This window comes from Bacillus sp. 3255, from assembly GCF_031456485.1.
Taxonomy (GTDB): Bacteria; Bacillota; Bacilli; order Paenibacillales; family NBRC-103111; genus Paenibacillus_E.
Window position 1 is genome coordinate 1 of the sequence record NZ_JAVDUS010000015.1, and the last position, 20,611, is coordinate 20,611.

Consider the following 20,611-nt stretch of genomic DNA (forward strand, 5'->3'; position numbering starts at 1 on the left):
AATCGCCCTCGCAAACGGCAAATAGCGCCGCTGGTGTCCGTTAGAATCAGCAATCGGCGGAAACCAGCCGAATAAGCGACGCTGTGTCCGTTAGCTCCCGGCGCGGGCAGCCCGTGCTCTAACGCCACATCTACGCGCCGCTATTCGCCTGCTTTGAGGCGATACGCCCTCGCAATCGTCAAATTCAAGAAGTTGCGGCCATACCTGCTACTTCTTAATCAGCTTCAATTGAATCGCTTGCTCTTCCGTGAGGATGAATTCCTCTTTCGGCCAGATTTCCTCGTCTTTGTCGCGGCCGAACAGTCGAAGAATGTCCTTCCAGACGCCCTTCTCAATGGCTTCCGCTGCAGTGATCATGATCTTCATAGCAACCGCCTCCTTAAGTGCTTTCTATTAAGCTTAGTTCCTCCGTTTGCTTAATATGCTGCTCTCCCCAAGCACACATCGCATCCAGGATCGGCTTGAACGACCAGCCGTACGGCGTCAAGGAGTAGACCACCTTAGGCGGTACCTGGTCGTAGCTCGTACGCTTGACCATCCCGTCTTCCTCCAGCTCGCGGAGCTGCTGGGTCAACATTTTTTGCGTAATGTCGGGCATAAGCCGCTTTAATTCGCTTGTTCGTTTGTCACCTTTGTCCAAATGGCACAGGATAACGACCTTCCATTTTCCGCCGATCACCTCGAGCGTTGCTTCCACCGGTACGTTGTATGGCATCGGATAACCTCCCGTATAATTTTTATAGGTACTTAATAGTGCCTATAGTACTTATGAGTACCTATAGCACTTCATGGTATCTATGATACTTCAAAGTGCGTACTTATCAAAAAGTTTCTGTGATCCTATAATAGCACTCAGACAACAAATCATAAAGTGTTGCCGCCGGATCACATTCATATACAGGAGGTAATTATGAGTCAAACCATGACAACATCATCTTCAACCATAGAGCAAACAAGTAAGGTTCAATCTGGAAAATGGGCGCTGCTCGCGCTAGCCATCAGCGCATTCGGGATCGGAACGACAGAATTCGTTCCAGTCGGTCTGCTGGCATCAATTGCTGATGATTTGCACATCGGCATTACGCTGGCCGGGCTGCTCATTTCCGGTTACGCCATAGGAGTCGCGCTGGGCGCACCTATTTTGACGGCATTGACGAATCGGATGAACCGCAAGACGCTGCTGATGCTCTTAATGGTGATCTTCATCGTCGGCAATTCAGCGGCCGCGCTTTCCTCATCGTTCTCGCTGCTGTTGATTGCACGCTTCATCACCGCTTTCTCGCACGGCGTTTTCTTCTCCATCGGAGCCACGATCGCCGTTCAGCTCGTACCGCCTTCCAAGAAGGCCAGTGCGATCGCCCTTATGTTCACGGGACTAACGGTGGCAACCGTAACTGGGGTTCCACTGGGCACGTTCATCGGGCAAATGTTCGGATGGCGGGCGACATTCTGGGGAGTGGCCCTGCTAGGCGTCATCGCGGTTTTGGCCAGCGCCGCCTTGATCCCCAAAAATTTGAAGCAATCGCCTCCCGCCAAAATGTCCGATATGCTTCGTCTGGTAACGAATAGCCGCTTAGTGCTTGGCTATGCCATCACAGCGCTCGGGTATGGAGGCACGTTCGTCGCTTTTACTTATTTAACCCCGATATTGCAAGATGTAACAGGGTTGAGTCAGCATGTTATCTCCGTTGTGCTGCTGGTGTACGGGATCGCCGTGGCGATCGGCAATTCGGTCGGCGGCAAGTGGGCTAATGGCAATGCGCTGCGCGCATTATTCTGGATGTTTATCGGCCAGGCTGCGATCTTGATTATGCTGACTTTCATGCTGCCGTTCAAGACGGCCGGCTTGATTGGGGTCTTCCTGATGGGTCTGCTGGCCTTCATGAACGTGCCGGGCTTGCAGCTGAACATTGTACAGCTCGCCGAGAAATACGTGCCTTCGGCAGTCGATGTCGCTTCTGCACTGAACATCGCTGCGTTCAATATCGGTATCGCAGTAGGCTCTATTGTCGGAGGTGTGGTTGTCGACACCATCGGTCTCGGACATACGCCATGGATCGGCGGATTGATGGTTGTGGCTGCCGCACTTCTTACAGGCATTTCCGCCAAACTGGAACGAAAATAATGAAATGTAAAACCGTCACACGGGCTGTGGCGGTTTTTTCTCTATCATTCTTAAGAAATTTGTCATATTTTTAAATAGTTATTTGTAAATGTCATCCATTACTATAGGAATAGGGATGAACGTTTGCCGCGGCAGCATCCATTTCAGAGATGAGAGGTTAGAGCATGCAGAGATACAACATTCTCGTCGTGGACGATGAGCTCGAAATCCAGGACGCGATAGAGATCTATTTGAGAAACGAGAATATGAATATTTTCAAAGCCAATAACGGAAAGCAAGCCCTCCAAATGCTGGAGGAGCATGACATCCATCTGATGATTCTTGATGTTATGATGCCTCAAATGGATGGGATTCAAACGGCGTTTAAAGTGCGGGAGAGCCGGAATATTCCGATTCTGATGCTTTCGGCCAAGACGGAGGATACGGACAAAATCATAGGTTTGAACGTTGGCGCCGACGATTATATGGGAAAGCCGTTTAATCCGCTGGAGCTGGTGGCGCGGGTCAAATCGCAGCTGCGGAGATATATCCGTTTCGGAAATTATCAGCCGAGCGACAACGAGCTGGAGGTGCGCGGGCTGGTCTTGAACAAAGCGACTAAGAACGTATCCGTAGACGGCGAAGAAGTGCGCTTGACGGCAACGGAATATAAAATTCTTGAGCTGCTGTTGGAGAACAAAGGACGGGTTTTCTCAATTGAAGAGATTTATGAGAAAGTTTGGAAGGAAACCTGCTTCAATGCGGAGAACACCGTGGCCGTCCATGTGCGGCGAATTCGTGAGAAGATAGAAATCAATCCGCGGGAGCCAAAATATTTGAAGGTGGTATGGGGCATTGGTTACAAGATTGAGAAATAAATATGTGCGGGGGTTGTTGTGGGTTTCGTATATGTATGCGGCTGTTTTCGCCGTCTGCACAGCAGCCGACTTGCTGGTTCATAACGAGCTGTTGAGGAAAGAAGCTTATCTGCACAGCAAGGCGTTCAATGACGAGTTGGCGCTGCATTGGAATCTGATTCGTTACACGGTGGAAAATGCGAACTATCCGTCGCTTAAGGACGATGAGAAGATCGGCGATAAACGCATGGCAGCGTGGCAGGAGCAATACGCGGCGATGGAGCAGCGGGGAATCAACCGGGCACAAAGTCTGTATGAGGATCGCATTGCGGAAGCGAAGAACCGTGAAAAGCCGGAAGAAGTCAGACAGCTGGAAGAGCAACGGGACCGGCAGCTGGCGCAGATCCCCCTCGAAATTCCGAAATTGATGGAGATCCGAAAGGCGGAATATTTGGCGTACAAAAATAAAGAATGGAACGACGTGAAAGCCAGTCTCGCTGCGCGAAGCGGCGGCTTCCAGTATTACATACGTGACAAGAACGCCCATCGCACTTATACCAATTTGTCGAAGGAGCCCTCCGGCGCGGACGTGACGCAAGCTTTATTTGGATTAAAACTGCCGCAGGCGGATGCGAGCAGCCTGTTGCTGTCCGGGATCAATAAATATTTTCAGGCGAATGGTCTCGAAGGGTATCTGCTTATTCCGCGAACCGCCCCCGGCTTCAGCCAAATCCATGCCGATTATGCTTATTTGAACAACATCCGCGACCGGCTGCTTGTGGAGCTCGGCGTACTTGCTGTGAATCTGGCCGTTCTGGGACTGCTAACGTGGTATTTCGTAAGGGTACAGGAATTCCGCATCGTACGCGAGGAGCTATCTCTGACCTGGATCCGGCGTATGCCAGTCGATGTTCGTTTGTTGGCGGCTATCTTCATTATGGGCATCGGGCTGCTGCAGGTCGGCGGCAACTCGTTCTTTCAATTGCCGATCCGGTTCGGTCAATTCGTCGAATGGACTTGGCTGGTCATTACCGCGACACTGTTCATCTTGTTCGTTATCGACGCCATGCGCATGTCAGCCGGGAAGGGAGAGTGGCATGACCAGTGGAGCCGCAGCCTAGTCCGAAGAGCGTCCGCTCTGGTCGGGAGGCGGTTCATTAGCCAATCGGTTCTGTTCAAGGCCGGCTTCGTCGGCGGAGCGACGGTTCTATTAGGCGGATTTCTCATCATGGCTTTCATCGGAATGGCTGAAATAGACAGTGCGCCTGAACTTTTATTTTTCGGACTCCTCTATATCGTGCTCTACAGCGCTACGATCGTGCCGTACGTGTACCGAAGGTTGGTCCGGTTTCAGCGCATCATAACAACCGCCGAGCAGATGGCCTCAGGCCATATGACCGAGTCGATTCCCGAGAAGGGCCGAGGCCATCTGGCGCTCCTGGCAGGCCAATTGAACAATATGAAGGCCGGCTTCAAGCAGCTGCTCGATAAGGAAATGCGGAGCGAACGGCTGAAGACGGAGCTGATTACGAACGTTTCCCATGATCTCAAAACGCCGCTCACCTCCATCATCAATTATGTCGATCTGCTGAAACAGAAGGATTTGACGCCGGAGACCACAGAGCGCTATGTGGAGGTCCTGGACCGCAAGACGCAGAGGCTGAAGGTGCTCATTGACGATCTGTTCGAAGCTTCCAAAATGTCGAGCGGAGCTGTCGAGCTGCAAGTGGAAACCGTTAACGTTTCCTCCTTACTGAGCCAGGCTTTGGCCGAATTCAGCGATAAAATCGAAAGCTCCGCAGCCGGTTTCCGCATACATATTGAACATCCGCAGATTACCGCGGCTCTGGACGGACGTAAAACGTGGCGCATCTTTGAAAATTTGATTTCCAACGCATTGAAGTATGCGATGCCGCACACGAGAGTGCATCTGAACCTGCGCGAAGAGCAGGAGAACGTTATTTTCACGATCAAAAACGTGTCCGCGTACGAGCTCGATTTCGAGGCGGAGGAGCTGTTCGAGCGCTTCAAGCGCGGGGATCAGTCCCGCCATACGGAGGGCTCCGGATTGGGGTTATCCATTGCCAAAAGCATCGCCGAGCTGCAAGGCGGTGAGCTGCACATTGAGATGGACGGCGATTTGTTCAAAGTGACCGTGTTATTTCGGAAGACGAAGGTATGATTCGGTAAAAAACGGGTAAAGTATTCCATGAGTAAACTTGGAAAGGATAAACTTTGTGGATCAAACAACAACCTTATATGATAAACTTGGCGGAGAACAGGCCATTGGCAAAGTGGTGGACTATTTCTACGAACTCATTCTAGCGGATGATACGATCAATGACTTCTTCAAAAACACCGACATGGAGAAACAGCGCAAGCACCAAACGAAGTTCATTTCCTTCGCATTAGGCGGGCCGAATCAATATTCCGGGCTCTCCATGGCGAAGGCGCATACGGGGATGAATCTGCAGCCGGAGCATTTTCAGGCGGTTGCGGGGCATCTCGCGAATGCTCTTGCACATTTCGGTGTGCCGCAGTTAGACATTGATCAAGTGATTGGGCATGTGGCTGCGCTGAAGGATGATATTCTGTACAAATAGGCGAAGGGCTCCCGCCAAGTTAACACGACTTGGCGGGAGCCCTTTTGATTTTATTTATGAATCCAGATTAACCCGGCGGAATTATCTTTCGCTTCGCCGACGACATGGAACTTCAGGCCGTAGTTCGGGACAAGGCGTCCGGCATCCGGGATTAATTGATCCATATACACTTTGGAGTCTGAGAACTGCTCGACACCAGGCTGCGATTTGTAGGTATACTCGCCTCTCAATTCATTGTTCACATACCAGGATGGTGTTTTGTCCAAAGAGAAAGCGGCATCCGCAACTTGATAGCGGGTCGTTTGGGAGACGGAGTCCTGACCGTCCTTCTGGAATATCATGGCTTTCGGATGGGAATCGACGACCCCGAGGAACCCTTGGCCGGGATGGATGCCGACCCAGTTGTCGAGGTAGCTGTCATCCGCGTACCAGACGACGAGTCCTGTATTGTATTTGACACCGCGGCTGAATGCCAATGCTTTATCCGAACCCGCATAATTTCGCCACTCGAGGTAGTAATAGTGCTTCTTCATTTCCACTCCATTCGATTGGATGAAGCCGTTCAAGGCAAAGCCGGATGGGCCTTCCGCATCGTCGGAGAAGACGGTTTGGCCGTCTACCGTTAATTTGGCATTATCCATGGCGAATCCGTTCAGAGCCAGACCGCCGTCCGTGACATAATCGAAGTGCAGGGACACTTTGGAGCCGGCGAACGGCGTTAAGTCGTAGGACTTGTCGACCCAAGTCCCGTTCGTCGTTTCCGCTTTGGCATCGCCATTCGTATCCTCGTCGCCGATCACATCCAGCGTCACTTCCTGCCCTGTGTAAGTGACTGCTGTAACGGTAAGATAATCGTATTCGAATTCAACCTCGTATAAGGATTTAAAATCAAATGATGCCGTTTGGGCATGGGTCAAATCGAACTCAGGTGTAGAAAGCGTCGTGTGCAGATTATCGCCTTTCGTACTGTAATAGTAGCGCGAACCGAACGCCGGCTGTATGCCAGGCACCGCTTTATCCGGCAAATTCACCTTGACGATTCCCGGATTGTTGGATTTCGTCACGCTTTGATCGATGATCGCCGCAGTGCCCAGCTGATTAATGTCGGATGCGTTGATTTCCGTCACCTTCGCCCAATTACCGCCCATCGTCCTCTGGAAGAAATCTTTGTTCTGCGGGGAGAAGGAGGTCGGAGTCGTGCCTGCAATGTTCCCGTTCCAGCTGCCGCCGCTCATGATCGACCAGGATGCAACGGGCTCTCCTTGTCCGGTATATTGGGTGTCGTATTCATCCGGAAGTCCGAGATCGTGACCGAACTCGTGGGCGAATACGCCTACCGCTCCGTCTTCGGGCTGGATGGTGTAATCATAGGCCGCCATGCGGCCGCCCCAATAATCTACACCGGCCGTCGTGCCGGGCACCGGGTATACGCCGTTCAAGGTCCAACGATGGGACCAGATGGCATTGTCGCCCAAGGCGCCTCCGCCGGCTTCTTGTCCGGTTCCGGCGTGAATGATCATCAAGTGATCGACCAAACCGTCCGGTTCGTTCTGATTACCGTCGCCGTCGAGATCATAGAGATCGAACTTGTCGTAATCCGCCAGATTAAGCCCATTGGCAACAGCGGCATTGAGCGCATCCTTCACAAGATCGCGAGGGCCTAGCGGATTTAAGTTGTCGTGGCCCCCGGCCGGATTGTCGTCCCCGTATTGCGCAGCGCTGCCCGGCACCGTCAACCAGTCGGACACATAGCCGTCCACCGTATAGCTGCCGCCGGATTGTTCCTCATAATACTGCTTGAACGTTTGAATTTTGGAGCCGTCGAACAGTTTGAAATCCTTATCTCCGAACATCAAATTCTGGTAGTGCTCGCGGTTGAAATCCTTGGCATACATGAAGCCGGGCTCCTGCTTCACATTGTTATGCTTCAGATCCGCGAATTCCGCCAAAAGAACAAGCACCTTGTCTTCGCGCACGGGGCCGTTATAGCCGCTTTGCTTGGCCGACGGGATCGGGATGCCGTTACCGTTGCCTTTCTTCAGGTTATCGAGGCCTCGGTTCATTTGCGAGGAAAGCTGAGCTTTCTGCTTGGCTAGGAACGCCTTCGACTTTTGGTCGATTTCGTTGTGAAGCCTGCTTTGCGGATCCGTTTTCGGATTGGCAAGTTTATTATTTTTGATAGATAAATAGGATTTTACCGCTTTGGATATTTGTTCCGGAGTTGCTGCTTTGCTTAGGATCCCGCGGTCCATCAGTCCCTTGGCCAGTCTCTCGTCATTGACCACCATCGCGTCGATTGGCGGCGATTCGAGAGCTTCCAGCGATTCCGGGGTGCCGGCTTCCGCTCCGGCAGCGGCTGCTGCGGTGGCGAAGAGGCCTAGCGTTAAGCTTGTTGCGAACAGCACGTTAGTCATTTTCAAGATGCGTTTTGTCAAATAAGGCAACCTCCTACTAGTGGATTTAATTGACCGTTGTACAGTTAAATTAAATAATAGATTGCCAAATCTAGTAAGTGCTGCTAGACCTGCGCAGATAGGCCTACCACATATTTCCTCTTTCGACTTTTTGTGAGCGGAAAAGGAGGAATTTGTAGAATAAATAGAGGGAGAAGCGGATAATTTATCCAAAAGAGGTTTTTCAGGAGGCTATGATCATGTCAATCGAATCGACTAAGCCGGCACTGCCGCAGTTTCCCAAATCGCTGTGGCTAAGCACGGCCCATATAGACAGCTATCCCAAGCTGGACAAGGATTTGCAGGTGGACGTGACCGTCGTTGGAGCGGGTATAACGGGGATGACAACGGCTTATCTCCTCGCGACGAAGGGGCTCAAGGTCGCTCTGCTGGATGCAGGGCGGATTTATCACGGCACAACCGGCCATACGACGGCAAAAATCACGGCGCAGCACAATCTTGTGTACGATGAATTTATTTCTCACTTCGGAATGGAGAACGCCCGGCTTTATTACGAGGCGAATCACGAAGCGCTGCAGTGGGTCAAGCAGCTTGTCGCCGAACATCACATTGCGTGCCAGCTCAAGGAGGAGGATGCCTATATCTACACGGGCTCGGAGTCCGGCGTCAAGAAAATCATGGACGAGTGCAGCGCTTACGACAAGCTGGGTATTCCCGGCGGATTGGCCGAGCATGTGCCGCTTCCTTACGAGACACGTGCGGCTGTCGTCATGAGAAAGCAAGCGCAATTCGATCCCATACCATTCCTGAACCATCTGAAGGAACATTTCCTCCGGCTGGGCGGGCAATTGTTCGAACAAACGACCGTCACAGGCATGGAGAAGGGACCTCCGGCTGTCGTCAAAACAAGCGACGGCTTCCGCGTCACGAGCCCCTATGTCATTGTCTGCTCGCATTTCCCTTGTATCGACAAGGGCGGCTTCTACTTTGCACGGCTGCACGCGGAGCGCTCCTATGCACTCGCAGCCCGGACAGGGAAGAAGCTTGCCGGCGGCATGTACCTTAGCAGCGACAATCCGGCCCGCTCGCTCCGCACGGTGACGGCGAACGGCGAGGAGCTGCTGCTGATCGGCGGAGAAGGCCACAAAACGGGGCAAGGCATCTGCACGTTTCAATATTATGAGAAGCTCCGGGAGTTCGGAGCGGAACATTTTGATCTGCAGGAGGTCGTATACCATTGGTCGGCACAAGATTTGTTTACGCTCGACAAGCTGCCTTATATCGGCAAGGAGCTGAAAGATCAGCCTCATATTTTACTGGCTACAGGCTTTAAGAAATGGGGCATGACCACAAGCGTTGCGGCCGCTTTATTAAACGCCCGCTTGGTAACCGGTGAATCGAGCCCGTATGAGGAGCTGTTCTCGCCATCGCGTTTTCACGCAGATCCCGACATCAAGACGTTTGTCGTTCAAAATGCCGATGTCGCCAAGCATCTGATCGCAGGCAAAGTTGATATCGTTCACCGCAAGGCGGAGGAGCTTGCTCCCGATGAGGGAGCGGTTGTCCGTGTGAACGGGCGCAGAGCCGGCGCCTACCGGGATGCAGCCGGCGAGCTGCATGTCGTGGATACGACTTGCACGCACATGGGCTGCGAGGTCGAGTGGAATGAGGCGGAGCGGACGTGGGACTGTCCGTGTCACGGGTCGCGGTTTGCGTATAATGGCGACGTCATGGAAGGGCCGGCCAAGAAACCGCTCAGCCAAGTGAACATGGCGTCCGCGCAAAATAAATAACGATGTGCCTCCATATTTTCGGTATAATAGGTGCAGGAAGTGGACTTATGCCTATTTATGGAGGACTGATATGAACGTTGTCAAGAAAGTAACCTGGCTGGAGTTATTTTACGATTTACTGTTTGTTGCGGCGGTTTCCAAATCCACCCATGTGCTGCTGCATGCGGATCACGGGACGATTCATCTGGAATATCTCGTCAAATTCGTGCTGATTTTTATCCCGATCTGGTGGGCATGGGTTGGACAAACACTGTTCAATAACCGGTATGGCGAGGATGTTTTCGCCCATCGTATTTATATGATTTTGCAGCTGTTCTTCGTGCTGATCATGACCTTTAGCTTATCAACCGATTTCGATCGCTACTATGTGCCGTTTTTCATAGGGTATATCGGATCAAGAGTGCTTACCGCACTGCAATACTTAGCTGTTCAAAAGGGAGAAACCTCCCACCGGGCCGCGACCGCACGGTACCTGGGAAGCCGGTTCTGGATCGGTATCGTAATCTCGAGCGCTTCGCTTTTCTTCGATTCGTGGGTCCGGTATTTAATTCTTTACGCGGGCATTGCCGTTGATGTGCTTCTGCCTGTCATCGGAAGACGCATTCTGGTACATACACCCATCAACACGCATCATTTGTTGGAACGCTTCGCCTTGTTCACGCTGATTTTGCTTGGCGAGTCCGTGGTCAGTACGTTGGCCGTTCTGCAGTCGAGCAATGGGTCATGGTCTTCCGTTGTGTTCGCGGCTCTGGCATTCGTGGTCGTGATTGCGATTTGGTGGCAGTATTTTGAAAATATCGAGAGGAAAGTGGACAAGGGGCTGCAAACAGCGGGCCAAACGATCATCTATGGGCATTTGTTCGTTTATTTATCGCTAAGCACCGTAGCAGCGTCCATTCAGCTCTTATTTATGGAGCAGTTGTCCTACAGATTTATACTGGGCATGGTGTTTCTCTCCGTGCTGCTATATTTCGCGTCGACGACAGCCATATTCCACCGTTACAGGCATAAACATTTACAGCTGAAGCCTGCTCATTTGTTTCTTTTTCTTGGCGTATGGGGCGCGTTCCTGCTGTTTGATTGGTTTGTCGTTGTCCCCAGCTATATCATTCTCGGTGAAGTGGCCGTTTTCTTCATGCTGTACGCGCGAATAGCGACTCGCTGAACGCTTGATGGCAGTGTCATGACAAGGGAGGCTGTTGTGAAATGATTTCTTATCCGAACTTATCGCAAAGTAAATTGCTGGAGCGTTTGTCCCGTCCCGATCCAGGCCGTCAACTCCGCATGGTGCTGGACACGGATACCTTCAATGAAATTGATGACCAATTCGCGGTCGTCTATGCGTTGAAATCGCCGGAAAAGCTGCGGATCGAAGCATTCTATGCGGCGCCGTTCCATAATGAATTGTCAGAGGGACCCGAGGACGGCATGGAGAAAAGCTACCAAGAGCTGTTGAAGATCGCTGCGCTTCTACCGGAGATGTCAGGCATTCCGGTTTACCGGGGGTCGACAGCTTATTTGGCGGGGCCGGAAGCTCCGCAGAAGAGCGCTGCGGCCTTGAATCTCGTGGAACGGGCGATGGCTTCGCCTGACGATGACCCGCTCTATGTCGTAGCTATCGGCGCTATCACGAATGTGGCATCCGCCATATTGTTGGAGCCCCGCATCATCGAGAAAATCGTCGTCGTCTGGCTGGGCGGGCATTCGCTGCAGTGGCCGGATACGAGGGAGTTCAACCTGGCGCAGGACTTGCATGCTTCTCGAACCGTGCTGAATTGCGGCGTTCCGCTCGTGCTGATTCCTTGCATGGGTGTCACCTCACACCTGCTGACTACACTGCCGGAAGTACGCGAGTTCGTGAAGGACAAGGGAGAGATCGGCAACTATTTGTATGAAACGTACGAAGGTTGTGCCGATGACCATTTCGCTTATTCCCGCGTCATCTGGGATATCGCTACGATCGCCTACCTGATCGATGAAAGCTGGCTGCCCAATGAGCTGGTGCACAGTCCCATTTTATCGGAGGATTTCCGGTACAGCTTCGACGCTTCCCGGCATTTTATCCGCTATGTCCATTTCGTCCGGCGGGACCGGGTGTTTAAGGATTTGTTTCAAAAGCTGGCGAGGTGAAACCTCAACCAGGAGCAGCAGGCGCTGCCGCATGAAGCGCGATGCTTCGTTGATCGGCAGCGCGCTAAGACAGACGCGGATCATCGGCAGCCCGGCCGGTGCTGCGCGTTGTTGCTCCGACGCATGAAGGGGGGCGTGGCGTGGCTTCGTCCTGTAGGCGGGGGCGTAGCTTCGTCATCTATATGATTTTTCGAATACAAAAAGAGATAACCGGCCAGAAGCATATGATTTTTCATATAGAATCGAGCGAGTAGGGACTGACACCTGACAATTTTGAGTTTCCATGTGAACCAGCTGCGAAGCACAACGCGCGACTGGCACTGAGCGTTATAGCGCTGTCTTCTCGCCAGTAAGAAAGTAACAATCCCCGATTATTCACCTCACATCTGCCATTGCAGAGCGTAACTTCACCAAACACCAACGACACTATCACCACCCAAGTAGCTAATCTCCCAATGTTACACAAAAAACAACAATTGCAGCTTCCCGCAGCCCGGAACACAGTAGAACAGCCAGAACGCAGTAGGACAGGCCAATTGCAGATACCACAGAAGTCCCATATGGAGCACAAAGCCCCGAGGTCGGCCCCCCCTAGATAGCAGTCGCTCCCCTCAGATCCCTCCCTAGCCGGAGCGGAGTAGAACAGCCGGAAAACAGTAGGACAGACCAATTGCAGATACCACAGAAAGTCCCATAAGAAGCACAGAGCCCCGGAGTCGGTCCCCCCTAGATACTAATCGCTCTCCTCAAATCTCTCCCCAGCCCGGAACGGAGTACAGCCGAAACGCAGTAGGACAGGCCAATTGCAGATACCACAGAAAGTCCCATATGGAGCACAAAGCCCCGGAGTCGGTCCCCCTAGATAGCAATCGCTCCCCTCAGATCCCGCCCGCAACCCGGATTCAGTAAACCACCGTATTAGTCACTTAAGGGGGCAGCAGCATAGGTAGCGCGAGTGTAACTACCGCTCTCGATTTGTGTCGGATTATCTAGTATATACGCGGTTTCTTGAGGGTTGTTCGCATCAATACCACAACAACACATATGTAAGCGCTTAAGATTTTGTTGACATCTGAGGGATTGTGGGTAATATATAGCTATAGGCTTCATGAAGCCACATTGGAAGCGTTTAACTTTGTGGGGTTCTAAACTTCTGTTGTGGGATCCGTCATCCATGATGTGGAGTTGATCCGTATGTGGCATTAGGTGTCTAACCATTTTATTAGGGGGAATGAAACCGTATGAAGAGAGCAAACAAGTCCATGTTGGTTCTAATGAGTACAGCGCTTACAACCGGGATCGTGTTGACGGCATGCAGCTCGAACCAAAGCCAAAGCCCGAGCGCAAGCGCAGGCGCAACGACGGCAGCTCCGGCTGCGAGTACAGCCGCAGAGAAACCGAAGGGCAAAGTGACATTGGATTTCTGGACGCACTGGGGTTCAACGACACGCCGTCCGATCATTGAGAAGATTATTAGCGATTTCAATGCATCTCAAGACCGCATCACGGTGAAACACACTTTCCTGCCATACGGAGACGGTTGGACGAAAGAGCTTGCGGCCATCGCAGCAGGCAATCCGCCTGATGTTATCATTCACGATATTTCGCAAGTCGCACAGCGCGCAAGCAAAAAGCAAGTCACGAACCTAACGCCTTACCTGGCCAAGGATAATATTCAAGACCGCTTCTTCCCGAACTTATATAATGCTATGAAATACAAAGACGAAGTATATGCGCTGCCATTCGTAACGGACACACGCGTATTGTTCTACAACAAAGCGATATTCAAGGAAGCGGGACTGGATTCGGAGAAGCCGCCGAAAACTTGGGCTGAACTCGAAGAGTACGCCAAGAAAATCGATAAGATCAACAATGGCAAAATCGAGCGCTTAGGTTATCACCCGCGTTTGGCAGGCGGTCAGGATATTTTCCTGAACAATGCCGATGGCGGCAGACCTTGGTTGGATGACAAAGGCATTTATATCAACTCGCCGAACCGCATCGCCGCTCTGGAATGGTATAACAGCTGGGATGCCCGCCTAGGCAAAAAAGAAGTCGATGCCTTCAAAGCAAGCTTCGGCAGCAAAACGAACGATCCGCTGATCGCCGGCAAGCTGGCAATGAAAATCGATGCGGGCACGTTCTGGACACAAATTCGCGACTTTGCCCCTAAGAAAGAGGATTTCGGCATCGCGCCAATACCTGAGTTCAAAGAGGGAAGCGGCAACTGGAGCATCGGCGGCGGCTTTACGATCGAAATCCCGTACGGTGCCAAGCATCCCGAAGAAAGCTGGGAGTTCATGAAGTATATGACGGATGTGGATGCGCAGAAGTATTGGGCTCAGTTCAATTTTGATAACGTTTCCAATATTAAAGCGTCCAATGATCCGGAATTGATTAAGGATCCCGTATACAAATTCACAGTCGATAACTTGAAATCCACTGTACTTGCACCGGTTCCCGTCGCAGCGCCTGATTTCTTAAATCTGGTGAACCCGCAGATCGATGAAGCGATCCTGGGCAAGCAGTCTGCCAAGGATGCGCTCGACAAAGCGCAGAAAGCGGTCGAGGACCTCGTCAAGTCAAATACGAAATAGGCTGAAGTCACAAGGGTGGAGCAGGTAGGATTACTTCTCCGCCCTTTCCTTATAGCTGAAGACTACGTTTAGGAGGGACAACTGTGAATCCCCAATTGATGGAAGAGAAGGCTGCCCAGCCAAGAAAAAGAAAATGGTCGCTGGAGAAAAGGGAAGCGCTTGAGGGCTACGGCTTCGTGGCTCCGTGGTTTATCGGATTTCTGATTTTTACGGCAGGGCCTCTATTGTTCTCTTTGTACGCCAGCTTTACGAACTATGACATTACCTCCCGTATGGACTTTATCGGGCTTGATAACTATAAACGCATGTTCACGGAGGATCCGCTGTTCTGGAAATCGCTCCGAAATACCCTGTACTACGTAGCCCTTGCCGTACCTTTATCCACGATGGGCTCGGTGGTTCTGGCTGTTCTGCTCAATGTGAAAATCCCCGGTATGCGCTGGTTCCGGACGATCTACTATCTCCCGACCGTCTTGTCCGGTGTAGCTGTTTATATGCTTTGGATGATGCTGCTCAATCCGGATTCCGGTCTCGTTAACACGGTGCTCGGTTGGGTTGGCATCGAAGGCCCGTCCTGGCTGACGGATCCGGCATGGACGAAGAATGCGATCATTATGATGAAAATGTGGGCGGTCGGCGGAGGCATGCTGCTGTTTCTGGCAGCGCTGCAGGGCGTGTCCGATCATCTGTACGAAGCCGCCGAGATCGACGGCGCTTCCAGCCTTCGCAAGCTGTGGCACATCACGGTGCCGATGATCACGCCGGTCATTTTCTTCGATGTCATTACAAGTTTGATCAGCGGATTCCAAATTTTCCAGGAAGGCTATGTAATGGCCGACGATCCTGGGGCACCGGGCTCCCCGGCGAACTCGCTTTTATTTTTCAACCTGCACATGTTCTTGAAAGCTTTCAAAATTTTCGATATGGGATACGCCATGGCGATGGCTTGGTTCCTGTTCGTTATCGCCATTATCGTGACGATCATTAACATGGTGATGTCCAAGTACTGGGTTCACTATGAAGGAGGAGATTCCCGATGACGGTTGCCGCAGCAGCTCCCAAAAAATCTTACTACCAGAGCCGCAGAACGAAGCAGAGAATATCGAAATGGGTAGTAACGCTCATCTTGATTGCAGGCAGCTTGTCCTTCCTCATGCCGTTCTGGTGGATGATTCAAACTTCCTTGAAATCGCTTACGGAAGTTGTTACGTATCCTCCGACCTGGTTTCCGAAGAAATTCGAATGGTCCAACTATAGAGAAGCCTGGCAAGCGGGCAACTTCGCCAAATATTCGGCGAACTCGCTGCTCATCGCCTTAGTTGCGGTATGCGCCCATGTCATTTCGAACTCATTCATCGCTTACGGCTTCGCAAAGATCAAGTTTCCCGGCAAAGGGCTGCTGTTCTCCATCATTTTAGGGACGATGATCATCCCGGGCTTCGTGACGCTAATTCCTCAGTATATTTTGTTCTCGAAATTGCACTGGGTCGGGACTTATTTGCCGCTTGTCGTTCCAGGCTTTTTCGGAAGCGCGTTTCACATATTTTTGATTCGCCAATTTTATTTGGGCATCCCGAATGATTTGGTTGAAGCTGCCAAAATTGACGGCGCCAACCACCTCTACATCTGGCGCTCCATTATGCTCCCGCTTGCCAAGCCTGCGCTTGCGACGGTCGCCATCGGGACTTTCACCGGAGCATGGAACGATTTCCTCGGACCGCTGTTGTATGTGAACGATGAGTCCAAATACACGCTGCAGCTCGGCCTGCAGGCTTTCAAGGTCAGCTCGGGCGTGAGCCAATGGCATTTGCTGATGGCGGGCTCGGTGATGGTGATGATTCCGGTTATTGCGATTTTCTTTATATTCCAGAGATATTTCATTGAAGGCATGAACATTAGCGCGGGCACCAAGGGTTAACGCGACAAACAACCGAGTTAAGGAGAGATAACGATGACAGCTGGATTAAGACCGAAAAATGTACTTACTTTGAAACAAGCCTTGGAGGTTGCCGAGAAATACGGCTTCGCGATCGGGTCGTTTTCCCCGAGATATACGCCTATGATTACCCCGGTGCTGCGGGCGGCGGAAAAGATGAAATCGCCTGCGATCGTGCAGATTTCGCATAAAGAATTGGTGCGTTACGGGATTACGCCGAAAGAGTTTGCGGATGAATTTTATGCCAAAGTGGCGGAGGAAGGCATCACGGTACCGCTCGTACTGCATCTTGATCATACGAAAGAGCTGGATACGATTGCAGAAGCGATTGCAGCCGGCTTCACGTCGGTCATGATCGACGCTTCCGAGAAAAACTTGGAGGATAATATCGCGATATCCAGAGAGGTTGCCGAATATGCGAAGGCCCGCGGCGTCTCCGTGGAAGCGGAGCTCGGCATGATCGGTACGACCGATTTCGTGGAGACGGATAAGGACGAAGAGCTGTACACCGATCCGCAGGAAGCCCGCCGCTTCGTGGAAGAAACGGGAATAGATGCGCTGGCGGTATCCTGCGGCACTGCGCACGGCGTGTACATGGTCCGGCAGCCGAAGATCGATGTTGAGCGGCTGCAGGCGATCCGCTCGCTCACGCCGGTCCATCTCGTGCTGCACGGCGGCTCCGGTGTGCCGGCTGAAATGATGGCCGGTGCGATTCGTCTTCCCGGCGGCGGCGTGAGCAAAGTGAACATTGCCACGGATCTCGAGCTTGCCTTCTTAGGGGCTATCGGCCGGGAGGAGCGGCTGACGAACGCCGAATGCCAAGCATTGGAAGCCTCGCAGCTGGAACAGGGCAGAAGCGCCGTAGAGAAGACGGTTATCGATAAAATGAGCCATTTCCTCAGCAGCAAAGATCAAGCGAAGCAATTCGCTTAAGCAAAACGGAGCGGGGTGGGCGGAGGTGAGGCAGCATGGCGCAAGCCGTTAAATTATTGGAACATTTCTATGCCGTCAGCGGTGACAAAATTACGCATCCGTGGGATGCGAGCGCCTATCTGATTACAGGAGACGAGCCGGTGCTGATTGATTGCGGCGGCGCGGACGGTTATCCGGCCTTGAAGCGCAATCTCGCAGAGCTCGGTCTGCAGCCGCGGCAAATCACGAAGGTGATCGCTACGCATGGCCACTGGGATCATGTATCCGGCTTCGCGCCGCTCGCCGAGGAAAGCGATGCGGAGCTGTGGATACATGAGAACGACAGGGAGCAGGTGGAGCAGGGCGACTATGACCGCACGGGGGCTTTCCTGTACGGCAAACCCTTTCCTCCCGTGAAGGTGCACCGCACGCTGGTCCATGGCGAGACGCTGGCGGCGGGCGGGTTCCGCCTTGAAGTCATTCACACCCCGGGGCATTCTCCGGGGAGTGTCTGCTTCCTGCTCACAGGCGGTGCGCACAAAGTGCTTGTTGCCGGCGATACGTTATGGGGCGGCTATCATGACAGGGTCAGATCCGATTTGGAAGCGTGGCAAGCTTCGCTCGATCTGCTGCTGACGCACGATTTCGAGCTGATGACCTTCGGCCATTTGCCGCCGACCCTCGTGTACGATGCCAAGAAGAAGGTAGCGGAAGCGCGCAAGCAGCTTGGCGTGTATTTCACCCCTTGGTTTAAACCGATGTACGAAACCTTTCAGTACTAATTCTTATTAATAGGTGAAAAGGCAGGTAGAGGCATGAAACAGAAAAAACTGTATATGATCGGCAACGCGCATCTCGATCCGGTATGGCTGTGGCAGTGGCAGGAAGGCTTTCAGGAGACGAAGGCGACGTTCCGTTCGGCGCTTGACCGGATGAAGGAGTATGACGATTTCATCTTCACGTCCAGCTCCGCGGCGAACTACGAATGGGTGGAGAACAACGACCCCAAGATGTTCGAGGAGATCAAGGAGCGCGTGAAGGAAGGCCGCTGGCAGATCGTCGGCGGCTGGTGGATCCAGCCGGACTGCAACATTCCGGGCGGGGAGTCTTTTGTCCGTCAAGGCTTGTACGGTCAGCGGTATTTCCAAGAGAAATTGGGCGTCACCGCCAAGGTCGGCTATAACGTCGACAGCTTCGGACATCACGGCATGCTGCCGCAAATTTTGCGTAAAAGCGGGATGCCTTATTACATTTTCATGCGTCCGATGCCGAATGAGAAAGGCTTGCCGGGGCGGCTGTTCCACTGGGAATCGGATGACGGCAGCCGGGTGTTGACGTACCGGATTCCGTTCGAATACTGCACATGGGGCAAAGACCTGGAGAAGCATGTCCGGCGCTGCATGGAAGAGCTGAAGGATCCGTTCGGCAACCTGATGGTGTTCTACGGCGTAGGCAACCATGGCGGCGGACCGACGAAGGAGAATATCAACAGCATTAAGCGCATGGACGCGCTGCCTGAGTTTCCGCGGCTGGAGATGTCGGGGCCGAATGCCTACTTTGCCGACATGGAAGCTCTGCAATTGCCCGTTCCGGTCGTGCACGACGATTTGCAGCATCATGCCAGCGGCTGCTACGCCGTTCATTCCGGCATTAAGCATTGGAACCGCCAAGCGGAGAACACCTTGATGACGGCGGAGAAATGGTCTTCGTTCGCCCAAATGGTCACCGGCCAGCCATATCCGCTCGACTATCACCGGGCATGGAAAAATGTGTTGTTCAACCAATTCCATGATATTCTCGCCGGAACCAGCCTGGAAGCGGCTTATAACGATGCGCGGAACATGCACGGCGAAGCGATGTCGATCGCGGAACGCGGCTTGAATTATGCCATTCAATCGCTCTCTTGGAGCATCGGGATCGAGCAGGAAGAAGGCTTGAAGCCGGTCGTCGTCTTCAACCCGCATGCCTGGGACAGCCGCATTAACGTGGAGCTGGAGATCGGCGGCATGAAGGAGACGGCCATCGTGACGGATGAGACCGGCAAGCAGATTCCGTTCCAGCTGGTGCAGTCGCAAGCGACATCCGGAGGCCGCTACAGGTTGAGCTTTATCGCCGAGCTTCCGGCGATGGGCTACCGCGTGTATAAGGTGCTGACGGCTTCGCAGCAGCCGAAATTAGCCGTACAAGGGATCAAAGCGAACGATTATGCGCTCGAGAACGACCGCTTCCGGGTGGAGTTCGATCCGAAAACGGGCTTCATCGCCAGCTTATTCGATAAAAAGGTGCAGTACGAGGTGTTCCGCGGTCCTGCGGCCCGACCTGTCGTCATCGAAGACAAGTCGGATACATGGAGTCATAATGTGTTTCACTTCCAGCAGAAGATCGGCGACTTCCTCGCGACAAGCGTACAGCGCGTAGAGCACGGTCCGGTCAAATCGGTCATCCGCGTGATGAGCGAATACGGCAGATCGACGTTGGTGCAAGATTTTACGCTGTATAAGGAATTGGATTATATCGATGTCAAAGTGACTGTAGACTGGCGCGAACAGTTCAAAATGCTGAAGCTCGTATTCCCGATTAATCTGGTCTTCACGAAGCAGACGTATGAAATTCCGTACGGCTTCAAAGAACGGGAGCATAACGGTGAGGAAGAACCGGGGCAAAGCTGGGTCGATTACGGCGGCATTACGCGGGATATCGGTGAACATGGCGGCACCTCCTATGGTGTCTCCCTCATGAACGACGCCAAATACAGCTACAGTATAATGAACAAAGAGCTGGCTTTGACGGTGCTCCGCAGCCCGATCTTCGCGCATCATGATCCGCTCGTTCCCGAGCCGCACGGTCATTACTCGTTCATTGATCAAGGGATCCAAACGTTTCATTACAGGCTGCTGCCCCACCAAGGAAGCTGGGAGCAGGCCGGGACTGTGAAGCGCGCTCTTGAGCTGAATCAGCGTCCGACGATGATTATCGAGTCCTACCATGAAGGCGAGCTGCCGCAGAAGGATTCTTTCTTAAGCGTTGACCGGGACAACATTATTGTGACGGTGGTCAAAAAAGCCGAGGAAGGCAGCGACCTGATCGTCCGCGCTTATGAAACGACGCGCGAAACAACGCAGGCCGTCATCCGTCTGCCGCGGCTGAACCGCGAGATCGCAGCGCAGTTCGGCCCCTGCGAGATCAAAACGTTCCGCATACCCGCCGACCCCGGCTTGCCGGTAACGGAAACGGATCTGATCGAATGGTAGGGCGGTGGCTAGGA

Annotated in this window: 16 protein-coding genes; 13 read left to right on the plus strand and 3 right to left on the minus strand. The window is 52.7% G+C overall.

From position 1 onward, the window contains the following. Positions 1-207 precede the first annotated feature (207 nt). Complete coding sequence (locus tag J2X61_RS21405; RefSeq protein WP_274467788.1) at positions 208-366, minus strand: hypothetical protein; 159 nt, start codon at positions 364-366, stop codon at positions 208-210. Positions 367-379: 13 nt separating this feature from the next. Next, a complete protein-coding gene (locus J2X61_RS21410; protein ID WP_274467789.1) occupies positions 380-715 on the minus strand; it encodes a winged helix-turn-helix transcriptional regulator in 336 nt (111 codons plus the stop codon). A gap of 207 nt (positions 716-922) precedes the next feature. Between J2X61_RS21410 and J2X61_RS21415 the strand changes: the two genes are divergently transcribed. The 4 genes from J2X61_RS21415 (at position 923) to J2X61_RS21430 (ending at position 5,564) form a co-directional block, all read left to right on the plus strand. Further along, positions 923-2,125, plus strand: coding sequence for an MFS transporter (locus J2X61_RS21415; RefSeq protein ID WP_274469271.1), 1,203 nt, complete (start codon positions 923-925; stop codon positions 2,123-2,125). A gap of 164 nt (positions 2,126-2,289) precedes the next feature. Beyond that, on the plus strand, positions 2,290-2,982 hold the full coding sequence (locus J2X61_RS21420; RefSeq protein WP_310190434.1) for a response regulator transcription factor: 693 nt from the start codon (positions 2,290-2,292) through the stop codon (positions 2,980-2,982). Next, the gene (locus J2X61_RS21425; protein ID WP_310190436.1) at positions 2,960-5,143 is read left to right on the plus strand and encodes a sensor histidine kinase; all 2,184 of its coding nucleotides are present in this window, start codon (positions 2,960-2,962) and stop codon (positions 5,141-5,143) included. Before J2X61_RS21420 ends, J2X61_RS21425 begins: the two co-directional genes overlap by 23 nt. Before the next feature lie 55 nt (positions 5,144-5,198). Next, positions 5,199-5,564: a group I truncated hemoglobin gene (locus J2X61_RS21430; protein WP_310190438.1), complete on the plus strand. Its 366-nt coding sequence runs from the start codon at positions 5,199-5,201 to the stop codon at positions 5,562-5,564. A gap of 50 nt (positions 5,565-5,614) precedes the next feature. Here J2X61_RS21430 and J2X61_RS21435 read toward each other — a convergent pair whose 3' ends face one another. Further along, positions 5,615-7,999 (minus strand): immune inhibitor A domain-containing protein, encoded by a 2,385-nt coding sequence (locus J2X61_RS21435; protein WP_396135480.1) that lies wholly within the window; start codon positions 7,997-7,999, stop codon positions 5,615-5,617. A 218-nt stretch (positions 8,000-8,217) separates the two neighbouring features. Here J2X61_RS21435 and J2X61_RS21440 point away from each other — a divergent pair, with 218 nt between their 5' ends. The 9 genes from J2X61_RS21440 (at position 8,218) to J2X61_RS21480 (ending at position 20,597) form a co-directional block, all read left to right on the plus strand. After that, on the plus strand, positions 8,218-9,771 hold the full coding sequence (locus J2X61_RS21440) for an FAD-dependent oxidoreductase (RefSeq protein WP_310190441.1): 1,554 nt from the start codon (positions 8,218-8,220) through the stop codon (positions 9,769-9,771). A 70-nt stretch (positions 9,772-9,841) separates the two neighbouring features. Continuing rightward, on the plus strand, positions 9,842-10,936 hold the full coding sequence (locus tag J2X61_RS21445; RefSeq protein WP_274467795.1) for a low temperature requirement protein A: 1,095 nt from the start codon (positions 9,842-9,844) through the stop codon (positions 10,934-10,936). Between the two features lie 41 nt (positions 10,937-10,977). Then, complete coding sequence (locus tag J2X61_RS21450) at positions 10,978-11,901, plus strand: nucleoside hydrolase (RefSeq protein WP_310190445.1); 924 nt, start codon at positions 10,978-10,980, stop codon at positions 11,899-11,901. A gap of 1,241 nt (positions 11,902-13,142) precedes the next feature. Then, positions 13,143-14,498, plus strand: coding sequence for an ABC transporter substrate-binding protein (locus J2X61_RS21455; protein WP_310190448.1), 1,356 nt, complete (start codon positions 13,143-13,145; stop codon positions 14,496-14,498). A gap of 83 nt (positions 14,499-14,581) precedes the next feature. After that, positions 14,582-15,538, plus strand: coding sequence for a carbohydrate ABC transporter permease (locus J2X61_RS21460; RefSeq protein WP_274467798.1), 957 nt, complete (start codon positions 14,582-14,584; stop codon positions 15,536-15,538). Then, positions 15,535-16,416, plus strand: coding sequence for a carbohydrate ABC transporter permease (locus tag J2X61_RS21465; protein WP_274467799.1), 882 nt, complete (start codon positions 15,535-15,537; stop codon positions 16,414-16,416). The genes J2X61_RS21460 and J2X61_RS21465 overlap by 4 nt, the downstream gene beginning before the upstream one ends. A gap of 33 nt (positions 16,417-16,449) precedes the next feature. Next, positions 16,450-17,367, plus strand: coding sequence for a class II fructose-bisphosphate aldolase (locus J2X61_RS21470; RefSeq protein ID WP_310190452.1), 918 nt, complete (start codon positions 16,450-16,452; stop codon positions 17,365-17,367). Between the two features lie 35 nt (positions 17,368-17,402). Beyond that, on the plus strand, positions 17,403-18,128 hold the full coding sequence (locus J2X61_RS21475; protein WP_274467801.1) for an MBL fold metallo-hydrolase: 726 nt from the start codon (positions 17,403-17,405) through the stop codon (positions 18,126-18,128). Between the two features lie 33 nt (positions 18,129-18,161). After that, positions 18,162-20,597 carry an alpha-mannosidase gene (locus J2X61_RS21480; protein WP_274467802.1) on the plus strand — a complete coding sequence of 812 codons (2,436 nt, stop codon included), beginning with the start codon at positions 18,162-18,164 and terminating at the stop codon, positions 20,595-20,597. The last annotated feature ends 14 nt before the right edge of the window (positions 20,598-20,611 follow it).

Coding starts and splice junctions, on each gene's coding strand:
- J2X61_RS21410 (WP_274467789.1), bottom strand. CDS start 715: ATGCCATACAACGTACCGGTGGAAGCAACGCTCGAGGTGATCGGCGGA.
- J2X61_RS21465 (WP_274467799.1), top strand. CDS start 15,535: ATGACGGTTGCCGCAGCAGCTCCCAAAAAATCTTACTACCAGAGCCGC.
- J2X61_RS21405 (WP_274467788.1), bottom strand. CDS start 366: ATGAAGATCATGATCACTGCAGCGGAAGCCATTGAGAAGGGCGTCTGG.
- J2X61_RS21415 (WP_274469271.1), top strand. CDS start 923: ATGACAACATCATCTTCAACCATAGAGCAAACAAGTAAGGTTCAATCT.
- J2X61_RS21440 (WP_310190441.1), top strand. CDS start 8,218: ATGTCAATCGAATCGACTAAGCCGGCACTGCCGCAGTTTCCCAAATCG.
- J2X61_RS21455 (WP_310190448.1), top strand. CDS start 13,143: ATGAAGAGAGCAAACAAGTCCATGTTGGTTCTAATGAGTACAGCGCTT.
- J2X61_RS21475 (WP_274467801.1), top strand. CDS start 17,403: ATGGCGCAAGCCGTTAAATTATTGGAACATTTCTATGCCGTCAGCGGT.
- J2X61_RS21445 (WP_274467795.1), top strand. CDS start 9,842: ATGAACGTTGTCAAGAAAGTAACCTGGCTGGAGTTATTTTACGATTTA.
- J2X61_RS21450 (WP_310190445.1), top strand. CDS start 10,978: ATGATTTCTTATCCGAACTTATCGCAAAGTAAATTGCTGGAGCGTTTG.
- J2X61_RS21470 (WP_310190452.1), top strand. CDS start 16,450: ATGACAGCTGGATTAAGACCGAAAAATGTACTTACTTTGAAACAAGCC.
- J2X61_RS21480 (WP_274467802.1), top strand. CDS start 18,162: ATGAAACAGAAAAAACTGTATATGATCGGCAACGCGCATCTCGATCCG.
- J2X61_RS21420 (WP_310190434.1), top strand. CDS start 2,290: ATGCAGAGATACAACATTCTCGTCGTGGACGATGAGCTCGAAATCCAG.